At 38.1% G+C, this 15,807-nt stretch carries 17 protein-coding genes; 9 read left to right on the top strand and 8 right to left on the bottom strand.

The genetic code is table 11. The features are described from left to right. Positions 1–387: 387 nt before the first annotated feature. Positions 388–1,122 (bottom strand): ribonuclease T2, encoded by a 735-nt coding sequence (locus H6F47_RS03450; protein WP_199291046.1) that lies wholly within the window; start codon positions 1,120–1,122, stop codon positions 388–390. A 155-nt stretch (positions 1,123–1,277) separates the two neighbouring features. Next, on the bottom strand, positions 1,278–1,646 hold the full coding sequence (locus tag H6F47_RS03445) for a hypothetical protein (RefSeq protein WP_236104142.1): 369 nt from the start codon (positions 1,644–1,646) through the stop codon (positions 1,278–1,280). 156 nt (positions 1,647–1,802) lie between these two features. Between H6F47_RS03445 and larE the strand changes: the two genes are divergently transcribed. Beyond that, the gene (gene larE, locus H6F47_RS03440; protein ID WP_096567962.1) at positions 1,803–2,636 is read left to right on the top strand and encodes an ATP-dependent sacrificial sulfur transferase LarE; all 834 of its coding nucleotides are present in this window, start codon (positions 1,803–1,805) and stop codon (positions 2,634–2,636) included. Positions 2,637–2,734: 98 nt separating this feature from the next. Here the strand turns inward: larE and H6F47_RS03435 are convergent, their stop codons facing one another. Then, positions 2,735–3,874: an SGNH/GDSL hydrolase family protein gene (locus H6F47_RS03435; RefSeq protein WP_190647679.1), complete on the bottom strand. Its 1,140-nt coding sequence runs from the start codon at positions 3,872–3,874 to the stop codon at positions 2,735–2,737. 233 nt (positions 3,875–4,107) lie between these two features. Here H6F47_RS03435 and H6F47_RS03430 point away from each other — a divergent pair, with 233 nt between their 5' ends. After that, entirely contained in the window at positions 4,108–4,320 is a 213-nt protein-coding gene (locus tag H6F47_RS03430) for a hypothetical protein (protein ID WP_096567966.1), read from the top strand. Between the two features lie 876 nt (positions 4,321–5,196). Here H6F47_RS03430 and H6F47_RS03425 read toward each other — a convergent pair. The 3 genes from H6F47_RS03425 to H6F47_RS03415 form a co-directional block, all read right to left on the bottom strand. Beyond that, positions 5,197–6,432, bottom strand: a complete 1,236-nt coding sequence (locus tag H6F47_RS03425; protein ID WP_190347456.1) for a DUF445 family protein — start codon at positions 6,430–6,432, stop codon at positions 5,197–5,199. A 164-nt stretch (positions 6,433–6,596) separates the two neighbouring features. After that, entirely contained in the window at positions 6,597–7,286 is a 690-nt protein-coding gene (gene ubiE / locus H6F47_RS03420) for a bifunctional demethylmenaquinone methyltransferase/2-methoxy-6-polyprenyl-1,4-benzoquinol methylase UbiE (RefSeq protein ID WP_137668743.1), read from the bottom strand. 118 nt (positions 7,287–7,404) lie between these two features. After that, positions 7,405–8,349 carry a response regulator gene (locus H6F47_RS03415; RefSeq protein ID WP_137668740.1) on the bottom strand — a complete coding sequence of 315 codons (945 nt, stop codon included), beginning with the start codon at positions 8,347–8,349 and terminating at the stop codon, positions 7,405–7,407. Positions 8,350–8,562: 213 nt separating this feature from the next. On the opposite strand from H6F47_RS03415, the gene H6F47_RS03410 reads away from it, so the two are divergent. Then, a complete protein-coding gene (locus tag H6F47_RS03410; RefSeq protein ID WP_096567974.1) occupies positions 8,563–9,648 on the top strand; it encodes a RuBisCO accumulation factor 1 in 1,086 nt (361 codons plus the stop codon). On the opposite strand, the gene H6F47_RS03405 is transcribed toward H6F47_RS03410, so the two are convergent. After that, positions 9,586–9,780: a hypothetical protein gene (locus H6F47_RS03405; RefSeq protein ID WP_190647740.1), complete on the bottom strand. Its 195-nt coding sequence runs from the start codon at positions 9,778–9,780 to the stop codon at positions 9,586–9,588. The genes H6F47_RS03410 and H6F47_RS03405 overlap by 63 nt on opposite strands. A 110-nt stretch (positions 9,781–9,890) precedes the next feature. Between H6F47_RS03405 and H6F47_RS03400 the strand changes: the two genes are divergently transcribed. Both H6F47_RS03400 and H6F47_RS03395 read left to right on the top strand, forming a co-directional pair. Then, the gene (locus tag H6F47_RS03400; RefSeq protein ID WP_096567976.1) at positions 9,891–12,248 is read left to right on the top strand and encodes an ATP-dependent helicase; all 2,358 of its coding nucleotides are present in this window, start codon (positions 9,891–9,893) and stop codon (positions 12,246–12,248) included. Positions 12,249–12,396: 148 nt separating this feature from the next. Next, entirely contained in the window at positions 12,397–13,365 is a 969-nt protein-coding gene (locus tag H6F47_RS03395; RefSeq protein ID WP_137668738.1) for a hypothetical protein, read from the top strand. Here the strand turns inward: H6F47_RS03395 and H6F47_RS03390 are convergent. Then, on the bottom strand, positions 13,336–13,476 hold the full coding sequence (locus H6F47_RS03390; protein ID WP_190647738.1) for a hypothetical protein: 141 nt from the start codon (positions 13,474–13,476) through the stop codon (positions 13,336–13,338). The genes H6F47_RS03395 and H6F47_RS03390 overlap by 30 nt on opposite strands. 109 nt (positions 13,477–13,585) lie before the next feature. On the opposite strand from H6F47_RS03390, the gene rpmI reads away from it, so the two are divergent. From rpmI to H6F47_RS03370, 4 genes are all read left to right on the top strand, one after another. After that, positions 13,586–13,783 (top strand): 50S ribosomal protein L35, encoded by a 198-nt coding sequence (rpmI, locus tag H6F47_RS03385; RefSeq protein WP_096567982.1) that lies wholly within the window; start codon positions 13,586–13,588, stop codon positions 13,781–13,783. A gap of 21 nt (positions 13,784–13,804) precedes the next feature. Beyond that, positions 13,805–14,161: a 50S ribosomal protein L20 gene (gene rplT / locus H6F47_RS03380; RefSeq protein WP_096567984.1), complete on the top strand. Its 357-nt coding sequence runs from the start codon at positions 13,805–13,807 to the stop codon at positions 14,159–14,161. 152 nt (positions 14,162–14,313) lie between these two features. Next, on the top strand, positions 14,314–15,099 hold the full coding sequence (locus H6F47_RS03375; RefSeq protein WP_137668409.1) for a transporter substrate-binding domain-containing protein: 786 nt from the start codon (positions 14,314–14,316) through the stop codon (positions 15,097–15,099). Positions 15,100–15,231: 132 nt separating this feature from the next. Continuing rightward, entirely contained in the window at positions 15,232–15,756 is a 525-nt protein-coding gene (locus H6F47_RS03370; protein ID WP_096567988.1) for a tetratricopeptide repeat protein, read from the top strand. The last annotated feature ends 51 nt before the right edge of the window (positions 15,757–15,807 follow it).

The raw sequence follows: 15,807 nt of genomic DNA, 5'->3' as shown, positions 1-15,807 counted from the left end.
CAGAAAACACCTAAGATAATATCAATAGATATTACATAATAGATATTACAGATGTTAAAAAAAGATTAATGCCAGTCTGTAAATATCTAGCGTGGAATTGGGCAAACTTTTAATTTGATACCAAACCTGTCTAAATTATGGGTTTAAGCTGATTACTGATTACTGATAGCTGAATGCTTACTGTATTCCTTATTTCCTATTACCTGTTCCTTCTCCCAAATATACAATTTATTTGGCACGACTACTTATTACAATTTGTCATCATCTTCTGGTTCTAAATTGGAGACTTTCGCTAAAACTTGAAAGTTTAAATTATACAATAAATTATAAAATTATGTTGGGTTGAGCGTTTGCTGCACCCAACATTAAATTTGTCTCTAATTGTCTCTAAGATTGGCTTAAACTACCAATACCTACGGCATCAATTAAAACTTTGTCACAAGACAATGCACCACTGGGAATTAAAACATCTGCTAATTTTTGTCCAGGTTGAGGACGTTTAATTTTCAAACGAATTTCTGTAGCGAGTTTACTGTCTGGATTACATTTGAGACTTAAACTACTAGAAGCCCCCTGTCCAAAAGTTCTGTCAAATGCTGTTTTTACTTCAGATAAAGAAATGGTTTCGCCGATGTTTTGAGCAAATAAATCTCTGACATCAGAAGCATTAACTTCTTTGAGTAAATCAACAGCAATATCATAATATTCATCTGCATTTCTACCGTCACAAGTTCCATGTTTAACCCATTCGTGACGCTCAAGATTAGATACTACACCAGGCATAACTTCAATTAGTTCACTGCTGGTTTCTGCATCAACCTCTACCACAGGTAAAGCTGCCCAATTTCCTGTTTTATCGTTGTTGATATCATCACGGGAAACACCGCAATAAGCCAGTTTATCAGGCCATAAACCATGTAAAGTAAAATTACTGGCATCATAACCATTTTCTGTTTGTGCCATACATTCTATTTTATTGGGGTGGGTTTCACAAAATGCAGACTGCCAAGAAAGTGATAATAAGTATTTTTCTACACATCCTTTAGTGGGGCAAATGTCAGCATAAGTGACTTGTTGGCCAAGCAGTAAAAAAGATAGTAGAAATGCTATGATAAACCGCATAAAGCTGATGGTCTATAAAATTACAGAATAAATTTATCACAACTGTAATTATATCTAAGTTTTTTAAGCTCAATTTTATAATTGATGTTATATCCCTGACTGCAAAAAAATCAGGGATATTAATTTTTATGAATTTCTGATAGCAAAATTGAAGTTTAAAATACTTGTACCTTGCCATCATTGAGAATATAAAGAGAGCGATAACCAGGAAACTTTTCACTAGGACGCAGTTCTAAACGCAAAGTCCCAAAATTGGGTTTAGAAACATTAGCATCTAAAGACCTACCCGTATCATCCCAAAACAACAGGGAAAAATTAGGGGCTGTAGCATTTTCCATATCTACAGTATATTCCTTTCCAGGTGCTAAAGAAATACGTCGCATTTCTGGTAATTGATCTAATGTTAATACTCTAGGCGTGCGGTTAACCACTTGTACACGAAGATATTGACCAGGTTTAAATTGCAGTGGTTTTTGACCGCAATTAGAAGCACAAGTTCCAGCTAATGTAACATATACAAGCATATACCAATTTATTCCTTCCAGTCTCTGACTGGAAATACTGTTAAAAACCCTAAAATCTAGGAAATCCCATCCAGCAAATCTGTAAATCCTGTAAATCCTGATTCAGACATTATTTCTATAATAGGTATTGATCAGGTGTTATGGGGTTTTAGCAGCATGACAATAGCAAAAAAACTAGAAGCAAAACTAGAACAGTTAAAAGCCTTATTTGCGGAAATGGATCAGGCATTAATAGCCTATTCTGGGGGAGTTGATAGTACATTAGTTGCCAAGATTGCTTATGATGTATTAGGCGATCGCGCTTTAGCTGTAACAGCAGTTTCTCCTTCCCTACTACCAGAAGAATTAGCAGACGCAACAGCACAAGCAGCAACTATTGGGATAGCCCATAAAATCGTTCATACCCACGAAATGGAAAATCCCAACTACACATCAAACCCAGTTAACCGCTGCTATTTTTGCAAAAGTGAATTGCACGACACACTCAAGCCCCTCGCTTTAGAGTTAGGATATCCTTATGTGGTAGATGGAGTCAACGCCGATGATTTACATGATTATCGTCCTGGAATCCAAGCCGCAAAAGAACGAGGTGCGCGATCGCCTTTAGCAGAAATAAGTGTCACAAAAGCCGAAGTTCGTCAACTTTCCCAACAACTCGGCCTACCTTGGTGGGATAAACCCGCCCAACCCTGTTTAAGTTCTCGCTTTCCCTACGGTGAAGAAATTACCATAGCCAAATTACAGCGAGTTGGTAGAGCAGAAATTTATCTTAGAAATTTAGGATGGGATAACCTGCGGGTACGTTCCGAAGGAGACACAGCCAGAATTGAACTACCACCAGAAAAAATAGCAGATTTTGTCTTAAAAACAGATTTACCTGCCCTTGTCAGCACATTTCAAAATCTAGGATTTATTTACGTCACCTTAGATTTAGAAGGTTATCGCAGTGGTAAATTAAACCAAGTTTTACAACAAATTCCAGCTACATAAAATCAACAATTGATTGACTCTTACTATTCTCTTCTTACTGTCACCAGTCACCAATCACCAGTCACCAGTCACCAATCACCAATCACCAATCACCTGCCTCACAATCGTTGAGCGACTATATACTCTATCTTTTGCAGGGCAGACTGCCATACACTATATCCTGCGGGTGACAAATGTAAACCATCTGTGGTCAATTCAGGACGTAAACTACCATCAAAATCTGTAAACCAATTGTGAATATTTAAATAATTAGCCCCCTCTTGACGAGCAATTAAGGCAATTTGGGCATTGATATGACGAATACGACTATTGGCTATTTGAGGGCGGCGAATAGGCAAAATCGACTGCACCATAATTTGACTTTTGGGGTGAGTTTGCCGCAAACTGCGAATAATTCGCCGATGATTGAGTAAAATCGTCTGATCACTAGCACCCTTGAGCAAATCATTAATCCCAACCATCATATAAATAACTTCTGGCCGCGTCTGGGAAAAAGCTGATAACCTCCTGAAAACTCCAGCGGAACTATCTCCAGATATCCCTTGATTCAACCACAATTTACCAACAGGTAATTTTTCTTTAGGAAACCACATACTCAAAGAATCACCCACCAAGATACTCAAACGATTTGTACCTTGAACTTGGGAAATTGCTCTCGCTTCCATCGCTAATAAGCTTTTCCAATCTTGATAACTGACTTTCTCTTTTTTCTTTGACTTCCAATATGACTGTAAATCTTCATCATCTACACGAGTGTAAATTTGCCTAGTTTTCAGGGAAGCTAATCTTAAATAGTACATTTGAATCCCAGATACAGGAGTCCGCTTAGTTTTTTGAGAACTCAAGTTTAAAGATGTTTTTATCGGTGCTGCTAAAAAGTTGTTTGCTAATTCCCCTGACAAAATTTCCACCCTGGGGCTAATTTTCTCAACTCGTACCGGGGAAGTCTTTGATGCTGATACAGCTTGGCTACTAAATTCTGGCAAGGAGTTACTTTTCTGGCGTACTGCTAACTGTGAACTCCCTGGTTTGGATATAGCTTGATTACTGAATTCCGGTAAAGAAATGTCAACTTGATAAGTGACTTTTTCATCTACTCCTGGTAATGGTGAACTTGGATTTAAATCCTCCAAAAATCCAGTATTTTCAGGTGGGAGACTCGACATCTTTGGGAGAGCCGATGTTGGTACTGCCAATCCTGTTAACAAGCCTGCTGCCAACAGATAAGGTTCCTTCATCGTTTTTTCTTTCCTTGTAAGGACTCACTGCTTTTCCTTATGACAGCCATATTTGGCTGAATTCAGGAAAATTCTACTTTCCTTACGCGGTATCAAGATCCCCCATGAGAATGTAGTTTACAACATATAAGTATAAAAAATCACAGATTACAAAATGTTAAAAAAATATTGTTAAATTTTATTCTATATACAATAACGTCGTTTAAAGTGCTAAGATTTATGCGAAGTCATTAATGTTTCCTTTTATTTCCGTGGCTAGAGCTAGTACCGCAATTGGCGTAAGTCCAATCATCAAAGAAAGAGTGCAAACACAGGCACATTCCACACGTTTGACCTTAAAAGAGGTTATTCTCATGGGGATGATGGCAATTGATAAGCTAGACGATCAAGGTCGTCAAGAGTTAGCTGATAAAGTGCATAAAATGCAAGTAGACGGCGAAATATGAATCTATATTGAGAAGTCTAAACTCTAAAGTCTTTAGTGCAGCATAATTGACTGTTTTGAGGACAATAGAACAACCACGACTGATCAAAAATTGATTCTTAGCCAAGTCAAAAGCAAATTCTCCTGTCCATCAACCTCATTCAATTCCAAAGATACCCAGTGGTGTTGTTGAGTCATATCAACAAAACCCGTTCTTTTGGAAAAAGCGAAGGGGTCTAAAAATAGATCCCCTTCATCGGTTAACAACTTAATAAAGAACTCAGCGAAACTCTGAGGATAACCAACTGGATTGATTTTAATTACCGCTGGTTTACAAACAAAAAGTAAATCAGCACTACCAAATCCAAATTGACAATTTATAGCAAATTCGGCTAGATTGCCCTTTGGTTTGGTTATCCTTTGATTATTTCCCTGATATCTTGTGTCCATCGGGACGAATATCGGTTTTATAGCACTTCTTGAGTCAATTTCATGTACTCTCGCTATAAAGCGATAAAATACACCAACATCTTATGTTGAGTACGGGGGTTTCTAGATCCCCGAATCAAAATTTTTTTACAATAGATATAGATATAGTTTTTCGTGGTGATAGTTGATAGTTGATAGTTGATAGTTGATAGTTGATAGTTGATAGCACAAGTGTTGAATCCTGCAATAAAACTTTACAATCTTGGCGTTTTACCCAGGTAAAACCTATTGTCTATTGAGAATAGAGTCATTAATTGCTGAAATTTGGTATCACTGATACCAATGCACAAATTGGACAATATCCTCAAAATCTTAACATTCAACACTTCTGAGTTGATAGTTGATTGGGAAACATCAAATTGATTACCCAGTCACCAGTCACCAGTCACCAGTCCCCAGTCCCCAGTCCCTAATATCGACTGACAACCAAAAATCCTACCTGAAATAACCCGACAACAAAACCTAAAATACCGCCTAAAGTCACAATTGCCTGTAATTCATTCTTGACAATTCCTTCAATTGCTGCTTCTAAATCAGCAGGTGAAGTTGATTTTACTCGGTCAACAATCACTTGATCTATAGATAAAATGGGAATTACCTGGGCGACAATTGCTTCTAAATCTTTTTCTAAATACTTTTCTAAAATTAAAGCTAACTCTTGAGACACTACTTCTAAGGAAGTATTAACCACTGGTGAATTTCGCAAACGATTTAACAGCAAGACAGCAATATTTTCCCAGTCCGCTGATTCAGTTAATTCCTGTAACAAATTGCTACCACTCTTTTGTAAGTAATGGCGTACACTTTCCCTAGTGGTTTTTCTGAGTTGACGAACTGTACCAACGGGTAAATTTTGTAAAGATAAATCTTGGAATAATTTTTTGAGGCGATCGCGCATTTGCAAATCTTGGATTAATTCTTCTAATCGTTTATTTGTAGCCTCTTTTTCATCTAAACAAAAAGTCCTTAACCGGGTCAGAGTATTACGTAAACCAAATAAATTAGCGACTACCCAATAAGTACCGCTGGTTTTTTCACGAAAGCTATCATCAATAGTTTGAATAGTCCTATCTGTTAAAAAATCAACTATTGCCTGTCTTAAAACATCCGATGGTAAAACAACTTGCAACAACCAATCAGCTAACCGTGTAGATTGTTCTTCACTGAGTTGAAATTCCAGTAATACCTGGTCAAAAATTTGGTTGATTTGCGCTTCTAAAAAATTTTCCTGTCTGGCCAAAACCTTCAGGAGACGGGGTAAAGACTCTCCCAGCAAATCCCGTAAAATTCCCGCCACAATTTTGGCACTTTTCTGGTTTTTATCACCTTGAATTTGCTCCAGCGCCAACTTCAATAACCAGAGAATCGCACCTTGTACCCGTTCTGTTTGTAAGAGACGCTTCGCCAGCTTTTGCAATTCTTCTGGCGTTAACAGCGATCCCATAATGGTATTAGAAATATTTTTTGCCAACCGCTCCTGATTGCGGGGAATCAACCCAGGAGTAAAAGGCACTCTGCGCCCCAGAATATAAATAGCCCGATAGGGGCGAAATAGCATTTTGATGGCTATATCATTGGTGAAATAGCCGATAATTCCACCCAGAATTGGGGGTGATACATAAAGCCAAAGATGTGACCAATCCACAGGATTTTGGATTAGGGAAAGAGGACAGGTGACAGGTGACAGGTGACAGGTGACGGGTGACAGTTATCGAGGTTGACTGTTCACTGTTCACTGTTTCCTGACTCCCAACTAGCAACTTAACATTAGTTAGTAATTACAAATTATCAATTATCAATTATCAATTATCAATTATCAATTACCAACACTCCCATCATACCGTTAGAAATGGGGTAATGTGTGGCGTTGACAAAACCTACTTTTTGTGCTATTGCTACTTGGTCTTTACCAATGGGGAAACGGTCTAAACTGGGACTAATATAAGCGTATTCTTCTTTAACACCTAAATTAGTTGCCAGGGGAACGACGAGGTTATCTAAATACCACTGCTGAAAAGCGCGGAATGTTTCGTTGTTAGGGCGATGAAAATCTAAAATTGCTGCTTTACCACCAGGTTTGAGAACGCGATATATTTCTTGGAGACTGCGGGGAATATCTTTCACGTTTCTTAAACCATAGCCCATTGTGATGGCATCAAATTGATGGTCGTCAAAGGGTAAATTAAGAACATCAGCTTCTATCCAAGTGATAGGAGGTTGGGGGTAATGGCTTTGGCAACGTTCTTTGGCAGTTGTGAGTAAGTTACAGGAAAAGTCTACACCATAAACTTTTCCCGTCATTCCTGCGCGTCGTGCCAATCTAAAGGTTAAATCACCACTACCACAGCATAAATCTAAACAGGTATCTCCGGGTTTAGCTCCACTCCATTTAACGGTCATTTCTTTCCATATCCGGTGTTGTCCCAAACTTAACCAATCGTTTAATTGATCATAAACTGGGGCAATACGGTCAAAAATGTTACGAATTTCGTTGTTTATGGGTGCTTGGTAGTTGGTCATCCGATTTTAGATTTTAGATTTTAGATTTTAGATTTTGGATTGATAAAAGACTTTTGTTGCTGTCACCAGTCCTCAATCACCAGTCCCCAGTCACCAGTCACCTACTGCAACTACTAGAAAGAGCGATCGCCACTAATTGCACTGACAGATGAATGAGGTTAAGTTCATCTTCCCTTAAATTACAAGGTTTTTGCCACTGGAGCGATAATACTCCTAACATCTGCTGACGATAAATAATTGGGATAATTAAATGTGCTTGGACTCCAGCAGCTTGGTAATGAGTAAGAGTATTGAGATTAGGGTCTTTAGGGATATTTAAACAAGATTGGATTTGAGCAGTGGCGATCGCTGCTTTGGCGAGTGGATCTTCACAGAGCCAATTTTCAACTCCTCCTGTCACACTGTAAGCTCCCTGGGTTGCTACCAGAGTATTTTCTTCTATAAGTTGTACAATACAACCATCAGCAGCAAAAGTTTCACTAAAGGCTTTAGCAATGGAAGTTAAAATTTCCTCTATGCTAGAAGCAGCTTGGGTGACTTCCACCAGCACAGTCAACAACTGCATTTGTGCATTAGCGCGACGCAGTTCTTCTGTTCGCTGTTTCAGTAAATCATAAGTTGCTGCTGCTCTTTGGACTACTTCCTTAAGTTCTCCAGAGTCCCAAGGTTTGGTAATGTATTTGAAAACTTGACCACTATTAATTGCTTCTACAAGGTCTTCAATATCTGTAAACCCAGTGAGGATAATTCTCACGGTATCGGGAAATTGTGGTAAAGTCCGGCTCAGAAATTCAGTTCCTTTCATTTCTGGCATTCGCTGATCGGAGATAATGACTGCTACTTCTCCTTCTTGTTCGAGCAATTGCAAAGCATTTACACCACTGTCAGCTTTGAGGACGTTAAAATCACGACGAAAGGTACGATAAAGTAGATCCAGATTATCTGGTTCATCATCCACTACCAGGATTTTGAGTTTTTTTGCACGTTCACGACTACTGAATTGAGAGCGCACTTGCTCAATTTCGAGATTTGTGTTACCCATAAATTTCTTTATATGTTCTTCACAATTTTGTTATATTCCATACACAGCAGAGTTGAAAATCCTGATTTTTAGCAATTCAACATCAACCAAGCTGTGAAACAAACAACCTCAATTTAAAATCCAAAATCCATAATCTAAAATTCGCACATTTAAGGGATAATTAAGAGCTTAATTACTAATCACCATATTAAATTGAAGTTTGCTCTTCCGATTATGACTGAACTACCATCCAACACACAAGATACAGGGAATGCTGCTAATGATACAGCACAAGAATTATTAGTAAAATTGAGACAAAAACAAGGTAACTGGGTGGAATGGGGAGTAGCGATCGCCTACCTCCAAAAAAACGGTTACAATCCCCAAGAAATCTTTGAGTCCACTGGATTTGAGCCAATCCAACAAAATCAGGTGATTGTTGGCGCTCAAGTTTACAGTTCTTTAGAAAAGTTTGGTGCATCGGAAGCAACACGGGTATACTATGGTACAAGAGCTAGTGATATTCTTTATGAACTGCGCTTACTGACTCAAGAGGATCGAGCCGCAGCGGCTGATTTGATTTTTTTACATAAACTTGATGTAGACGAAGCGCGGGAAGTTGCTAAAGCAATCAAAGATTTTTCTCGCTTTTCTACCCCACCACAAGGTTTTACGAACGATCCAGGGGATGCAGTCGCTTATCAAGCTTGGAAATTAGCCAGACAGAACTCGGATTTACAAGAGCGATCGCGCTTAATTGCTAAGGGTTTGCGTTTTGTTCACTCGCCCACAGCTAGGAAACAAATCGAACAACTATTAACTGATTTTACCGTAGTTCCCCAACGTCCCGCCCCCATTCTACCCTTTTTCCGGTTAGAGTCAGATGAAGAACTACCCCGGCTTGTACCTGTAGTGGGTGAATTACCATTGACACCACAAGCTGTAAAAGCTGTACCAATAGTTACAGAAATTGAACCATTTAAAATTGTCAAATTTGCAGGGGAACAAGCTTGGGTAGCTTTACCAGGTTGGCAAGTGTTACGATCTGCGGAAGATCCAGTAGTCATTATTGCTAGTAGCGATATTTTCCCTAACCCAAATCAAACGAAAATAGAACCTGTTTTAGTTGTGATAGATCGCAATCAAAGAGATTGGGATGCTTCTAGTTATTTTGCCTTTGATAATTCTGGAGAAGTTGATTTTCAATGGTTTGAAACTGCACCAGAAAATACTTTGTTAGGTAAAGTTATTATCATTTTACGTCCTAAGAAAGTTCTCGATGAAGAATTTACCAAAGATGCTTGGCAAATTGATGAGTAAAAATTGATAATTGGTGACTGGTGACTGGGGACTGGGGACTGGGGACTGGTGATTGGTGATTGGTGATTGGTGATTGGTGATTGGTGATTGGTGATTGGTGATTGGGTAATCAATTTTATGATTCCCTATCAACTATCAACTATCAACTATCAACTATCAACTATCAACTATCAACTATCAACTATCAACTATCAACTATCAACTATCAACTATCACCAATTATGAACTATAAATTATGAATTATGAATTACATATCATCTATCAACCAATTAAGAGAAAATATTAACAAAATTCGTGAAAGTTTGCGATCTGGACAAACACAAATGGCAAACTGGGAAACAGGACCTTTAGCTGTATCTGCTGTTCCGGGTGCTGGTAAGTCTACGGGGATGGCCGCTGCTGCTGCAATTGCCATAGCACGTCAATATCAGCATTCTGTGAATAATGATAAAAATTATCGCCGTCAGTTGGTAGTTGTTACTTTTACCCGTTCTGCTGCTGCTAACCTAAAATTAAAAATCCGCGACAAGTTAAAAGAATTATCCTTACCACAAACTGGCTTTGTTGTTTATACCCTACACGGTTTAGCCTTAAATATTGCCAGTCGTCATCCTGAGTTATCAGGTTTACAGTTAGATGAAGTCAAATTAATTACTCCTAATCAAAGTCATCGCTTTATTAGACTAGCAGTGGAACAATGGATAAATAACCATCCTGCCCTATATCGCCGCTTGTTAGAAGGTCAGCAATTTGACGGAGAAGAAACAGAAAAATTGCGTCGTCAGTCAGTGCTGAGAACGGAAGTATTACCAGATTTAGCTTATACCGTGATTCATGAAGCTAAAAGCTCGGGAATATTACCGGAAAAACTTTATTTATGGAGTGAAAAAAGTCAAGATTCTTATCAAATTTTACGTATTGCTGCGGGACTGTATGAACAATATCAAAAAATCATGAAATTACAGGATTTCATTGACTATGATGATATGATTTTAGGGGCATTGCAGGTATTAAAAAATAAGAGCGCTTTACAGATTGAAAAAAACAAAATTTTCGCAGTTTTTGAAGATGAAGCCCAAGATTCTAGTCAACTACAAACGCAACTTTTAGAAAAATTAGCAAGTGAGGAAGATGAAAATGAAAATAATTTAAATAAATCGAAATTGAATTTAGTCAGAGTTGGTGATCCTAACCAAGCGATTAATTCAACTTTTACCCCTGCTGATCCAATTTATTTCCGAGAATTTTGTGAACAGTGTAATGTTGATAAACGACTAGCAACAATGAATCAAGCAGGGCGTAGTAGCAGAATTATTATTGATGCTGCTAACTTTGCTTTAGAATGGGTAAATAGTCATTGGTTAGCCACAAATAAAAACAGACAAACACCATTTTTAGATCAAAAAATTGAGGCTGTTAATTTTGATGATCCTCAACCAGATGCGAATCCCACACCAGTGGGAAAAGGGTTAGAATTATATAGTCCTCGTGACATTTATCATACAGTTGAGTTAATTTCTCAGAGAGTTGTAGAGTTATTTAAGGAAAATTCCCAAGCTCGTGCGGCGGTATTAGTGCGAGAAAATCGCCAAGGTAGATGGTTAGCAGCAGCTTTAGAACCGATATGTAAAGAACATAAAATTAAACTTTATGATGTAGGAGAACAAGAAAGGCGTTCTCATGTACCTCAAGAGATTTTATCATTATTGCAATTTTGCGATCGCCCCCATTCTCCTGATTATTTAAAAGCTACCTTAGATGTTTTAGTACAACGTCAATTAATTCCCACCCAAGATATTAACACCCTTGCTATTTTACCAGAAGAATTTTTATATCCTGGACCATTAGCAACTCCCCAAACAGAAACAGTACAAAAAGCTGCTCATTTATGTCGAAGTTTACTTCGCGCTCGTTTAGAATTACCACTTTATCAAATCATTTCTTTTTTAGCTTTAACATTAAAATATGATCAAGCAGAATTAGCCACAGCAGACAAACTTGCAGAACGAGTAAACCTGCAAATGTTTGGTAATAATTCAATGGGTGCAATGCTTTCTGCTTTAAGTGAAATTGTAAATTCTGAACGATTTGAGCCAGTAGATACAGACAATTTAGAAGAACAATATACCAAAAAAGGACAACTAACAATTATCACTATGCACAAAGCCAAAGGGCTAGACTGGGATTATGTATTTTTGCCTTTTTTACATGAAAATTTAATTCCTGGAAGTTTTTGGGTTCTTCCCCAAAGTCAATTTTTAGGTGATTTTACATTATCAGAAGTAGCACGCGCCCAAATTCGTGCAGCACTCCATCACAAAGGAGAAAATATATCCCAAATACCATCTCAAATACCTCATGTTAGTCAAGCTTGGGAAGATGCAAAATATCTGAAAATGGCGGAAGAATATCGTTTACTTTATGTGGCTATGACTAGGGCTAAAAAGTTGTTATGGATGTCTGCGGCTCAACAAGCACCCTTTACATGGAGTAAACCGAATAATTTACAAGCTTCTGCACCTTGTCCGGTATTTGCAGCTTTAAAACGTCAGTTTTCTGAAAATGTGATGAATTTAGCTGTATTAACTGCGGGAAACTAAACATTTGTAACCAACCACTCCAGGCACAGAGTACACAGAGAAAAGAAAAAATGTTAACTGCACTGGGTGGGAATATGGGGAACAAAATTAAACTAAAAATAGTAAATAACTTGGTATATCTTGTCAATAATTAGGTAGCAAACACATTATGTTACTTTCTCATCTAAAGAATAACGGTAAATTATCGAAAGCAATTGTTTTAACTTTGGCTTTAAGCAGTCTGCTGGCCTGTGGAGTTGATATTAGTAATAATCATACATCTGGAGCTATTCCTAGCGGAGAACAAATACAAATAGCCCAAAATACGTTACCTAGAAATATTTCTGAGGCGGTGTTAAGAGATGCTTCTGTGCGTTCTAGGGTACAAGTATCTGATTTGAAAATTTCTCAGGTGACTCAGACTACTTTTAGTAACCGTTGTATTTTTGAGTTTAAAAAGGGTTGCACTAAAGAATATAAACCAATTCAGGGTTGGGTTGTAGTTGTGCAGGTAAAAGAGCAATCTTGGACTTATCATGTTAGTCAATATTCGCAAATTGTGATTGAGCCAAATATTAATTTTTTTAATGCTTCTCAACTGCCAAGAAATATTGCTAGTAAGGTTTTAAATGATGTGGCTAATCGTTCTGGTGTAAACAGAAATTCTCTGAGAATTTATAGTTCCACATCTAAAATTTTTAGTAATTCTTGTGTGTTTAATTTTGGTGAAGTCTGTGCTGAAATTTATCAACCTGTAGAAGGTTGGGTTGTAGTTGTGAAGGTAAAAGAAGAGTCTTGGACTTATCATGTCAATAAGTCTGGTTCGCAAATTGTCATTGATCCGAAAATTAAAGCTAATGAGGGTTCTCCACTACCAGAAAAAATTGCGGAAAAAGTTTTGAATGATGCTTATCAACGTTCTCGGTTACAAACTATAGGTATCAGGATTACTCGTACTGTGCAAAAAACTTTTAGTAATTCCTGTGTGTTTAATTTTGGTGAAATCTGTACTCAACAATATGATCCTGTTGAGGGTTGGGCAGTGGTTCTCAAAGTGAACAATCAATTTTGGACTTATCATGTAGATCGTACAGGTTCACGCATTGTTTTAGATCCCAAGGTGACAGGTGACAGGTGACAGGTGACTGGGGACTGGTGACTGGGGACTGGGGACTGGTGACTGGGGACTGGGGACAGGTGACTGGTGACTGGTGACTGGGGACTGGTGACTGGGTAGGAGTTTTCCCAATTCCCAATTCCCTGTTCCCTCTGATAACTGCTGTAATTATTGACAAATGTTGGTTAATTTGAGTTTTATTGGTATATAATTGTAGATTGTGTTGATTCAAAGCCATCCCATGCCTAAACTCAAGACTCGCAAGGCAGCAGCGAAAAGATTCCGCGCCACTGGTAGCGGTAAAATCGTGCGTCGTAAACCTTTCAAAAATCACTTGTTAGAGCATAAGTCCTCTAGCAAAAAGAACAATTTGTCTAAAATGGCAGTTGTTCATGAACGCGACGAAGAAAACGTGCGTTTAATGCTTCCTTATTTGTAAATCCTTCAGGTACTGTAAAAAATGACTCGTGTAAAACGCGGTAATGTAGCTCGTAAACGCCGCAATAAAATTCTCAAATTAGCTAAGGGTTTTCGTGGTTCTCACTCTACTCTGTTTAGAACCGCTAACCAACAGGTGATGAAGGCGCTTCGCAGTGCGTACCGCGATCGCAAAAAGAAAAAGCGCGATTTTCGTCGTCTGTGGATCACCCGTATTAATGCGGCTTCTAGACAACATGGTTTGAGCTATAGCCAGTTAATTGGTAATCTGAAAAAAGCTAATGTTGACCTAAACCGTAAAATGTTGGCACAGTTGGCAGTTCTTGATCCTGCAAGCTTCGCTAAAGTGGCTGAACTGGCAAACTCTGCCAAAGGATAAAGGTGGCAACGGATGAATAACGGATGTAACAGATAAATTCTGCTGAAAATTCAAAATTAAACAGAATTAAACAAAATTAAACGTTTTGTGAAAAGTTGTTAAACGTTTTGAAAAGTTAATAGCAGCGTCTCGTAAAGAAGCGAAGGTCAATTATGAATCAGTTACATCTGGTATTATCCGCTACCTTTATGATCATTTGTTGCCTGTTCTATGGGGAGATAGATTTGGTTGCTTCTGCGGCGACTATGGCAGAAATTCAGCAACGAGGCTATTTAACTGTGGCGGTTAAGGATAACATCCGTCCTTTGGGATTTAGGGATGAAAACGGCAATTTACAAGGGTTAGAGATTGATTTAGCCAAGCGTTTGGCTAGTGATTTGTTAGGTAAACCGGATGCGGTGAAATTGCAATCTGTAGTTAATAGCGATCGCTTACCTGCTGTTTTTGATCATCAAGTTGATATGGCGATCGCCAGAGTTACCGCCACTGAATCACGCTCCCGCATAGTTAGCTTCAGTGTTCCTTACTATTACGATGGTACAGCAATAGTTACAAAAAATACCGCTATCAAAAAACTTCAGGATTTAGCAAAACGTAAAATTGCTGTACTCAATCACTCCAGCACTATCTCATACATAAAATACTTTATACCTAATGCTGAATTAGTCGGTGTTAATTCCTACGCCCAGGGAAGAGAGCAAATAGAAAGCGGTAAAGTGGATGCTTTTGCGGCTGATGTCAGCGTTTTAAGTGGTTGGGTACAAGAATATCCCCAATATCAAATATTGCCAACCAAATTATCAACAGAACCATTATCTGTAGTCATGCCCAAAGGATTGCAGTACGATGAATTAAGGCGAGGAATAAATGAAGCGATCGCTCGTTACACAACCACAGGTTGGCTCAAAGAACGAACAAACTATTGGGGACTAGAATAATTGATAATTGATAATTGATAATTGATAAGGGAGAAATTTTTATTGTTAATTCTTAATTTATTTATTTTCTCATTTTCCCAGAAAGTTGATAATAGATAGAGAAAGCAAGTTTAATATTTGTATTTGCAACCAATGGATAACAATCTAGTAATCATTTATCTTTCAGTTTTCGTCGGTTTGCTCCTATTTGCGGGAGTGAGTGTTTTTCGTCAGATTTTCAAAACTCGTAAACTTGAAAATTCTCTTTCCCAGTTGAAAACCAAATTGACAAAAGAAAAAGGTACTGCACAAGAATATTACGAATTAGCTAGTATTTATTCTGAAAAAAAAGTTTTTACCCAGGCAATACCCCTATTTCAAAAAGCTATCAAAGCTGCCGAAGAAGAGGGAGAAGAAAACATTGCCCCAGTTTACAATGGTTTGGGATATGTTTACTTTGCCCAAGAACAATATGATTTAGCGATTCGGCAGTACAAAGAAGCATTAAAATTGCAACCAGATTATGTAGTAGCGTTGAATAATCTTGGCCATGCTTACGAAAAGAAAAAATTAACTGCTCAGGCGTTGGAAATGTATGAAACCGCACTCAAAATTGCACCTAATAACGCCACAGCTAAACGTCGTGCCGAATCTTTGCGGAGATTAGTTTCTGCATAGTAAAAAGCTATCAGCTATCAGCTATCAGCAATAAAATTCTTGTGCTACAAG

Origin of the sequence: Sphaerospermopsis sp. FACHB-1094 (assembly GCF_014696195.1) — a bacterium.
GTDB classification, from domain to species: Bacteria; Cyanobacteriota; Cyanobacteriia; order Cyanobacteriales; family Nostocaceae; genus Sphaerospermopsis; species Sphaerospermopsis kisseleviana.
This window is presented reverse-complemented; position numbering and strand designations above follow the sequence as displayed.

Coding starts and splice junctions, on each gene's coding strand:
- H6F47_RS03375 (WP_137668409.1), top strand. CDS start 14,314: ATGAATCAGTTACATCTGGTATTATCCGCTACCTTTATGATCATTTGT.
- H6F47_RS03445 (WP_236104142.1), bottom strand. CDS start 1,646: ATGCTTGTATATGTTACATTAGCTGGAACTTGTGCTTCTAATTGCGGT.
- H6F47_RS03450 (WP_199291046.1), bottom strand. CDS start 1,122: ATGCGGTTTATCATAGCATTTCTACTATCTTTTTTACTGCTTGGCCAA.
- H6F47_RS03435 (WP_190647679.1), bottom strand. CDS start 3,874: ATGAAGGAACCTTATCTGTTGGCAGCAGGCTTGTTAACAGGATTGGCA.
- H6F47_RS03400 (WP_096567976.1), top strand. CDS start 9,891: ATGAATTACATATCATCTATCAACCAATTAAGAGAAAATATTAACAAA.
- larE (WP_096567962.1), top strand. CDS start 1,803: ATGACAATAGCAAAAAAACTAGAAGCAAAACTAGAACAGTTAAAAGCC.
- H6F47_RS03430 (WP_096567966.1), top strand. CDS start 4,108: ATGTTTCCTTTTATTTCCGTGGCTAGAGCTAGTACCGCAATTGGCGTA.
- H6F47_RS03370 (WP_096567988.1), top strand. CDS start 15,232: ATGGATAACAATCTAGTAATCATTTATCTTTCAGTTTTCGTCGGTTTG.
- H6F47_RS03410 (WP_096567974.1), top strand. CDS start 8,563: ATGACTGAACTACCATCCAACACACAAGATACAGGGAATGCTGCTAAT.
- rplT (WP_096567984.1), top strand. CDS start 13,805: ATGACTCGTGTAAAACGCGGTAATGTAGCTCGTAAACGCCGCAATAAA.
- H6F47_RS03395 (WP_137668738.1), top strand. CDS start 12,397: ATGTTACTTTCTCATCTAAAGAATAACGGTAAATTATCGAAAGCAATT.
- rpmI (WP_096567982.1), top strand. CDS start 13,586: ATGCCTAAACTCAAGACTCGCAAGGCAGCAGCGAAAAGATTCCGCGCC.
- H6F47_RS03415 (WP_137668740.1), bottom strand. CDS start 8,349: ATGGGTAACACAAATCTCGAAATTGAGCAAGTGCGCTCTCAATTCAGT.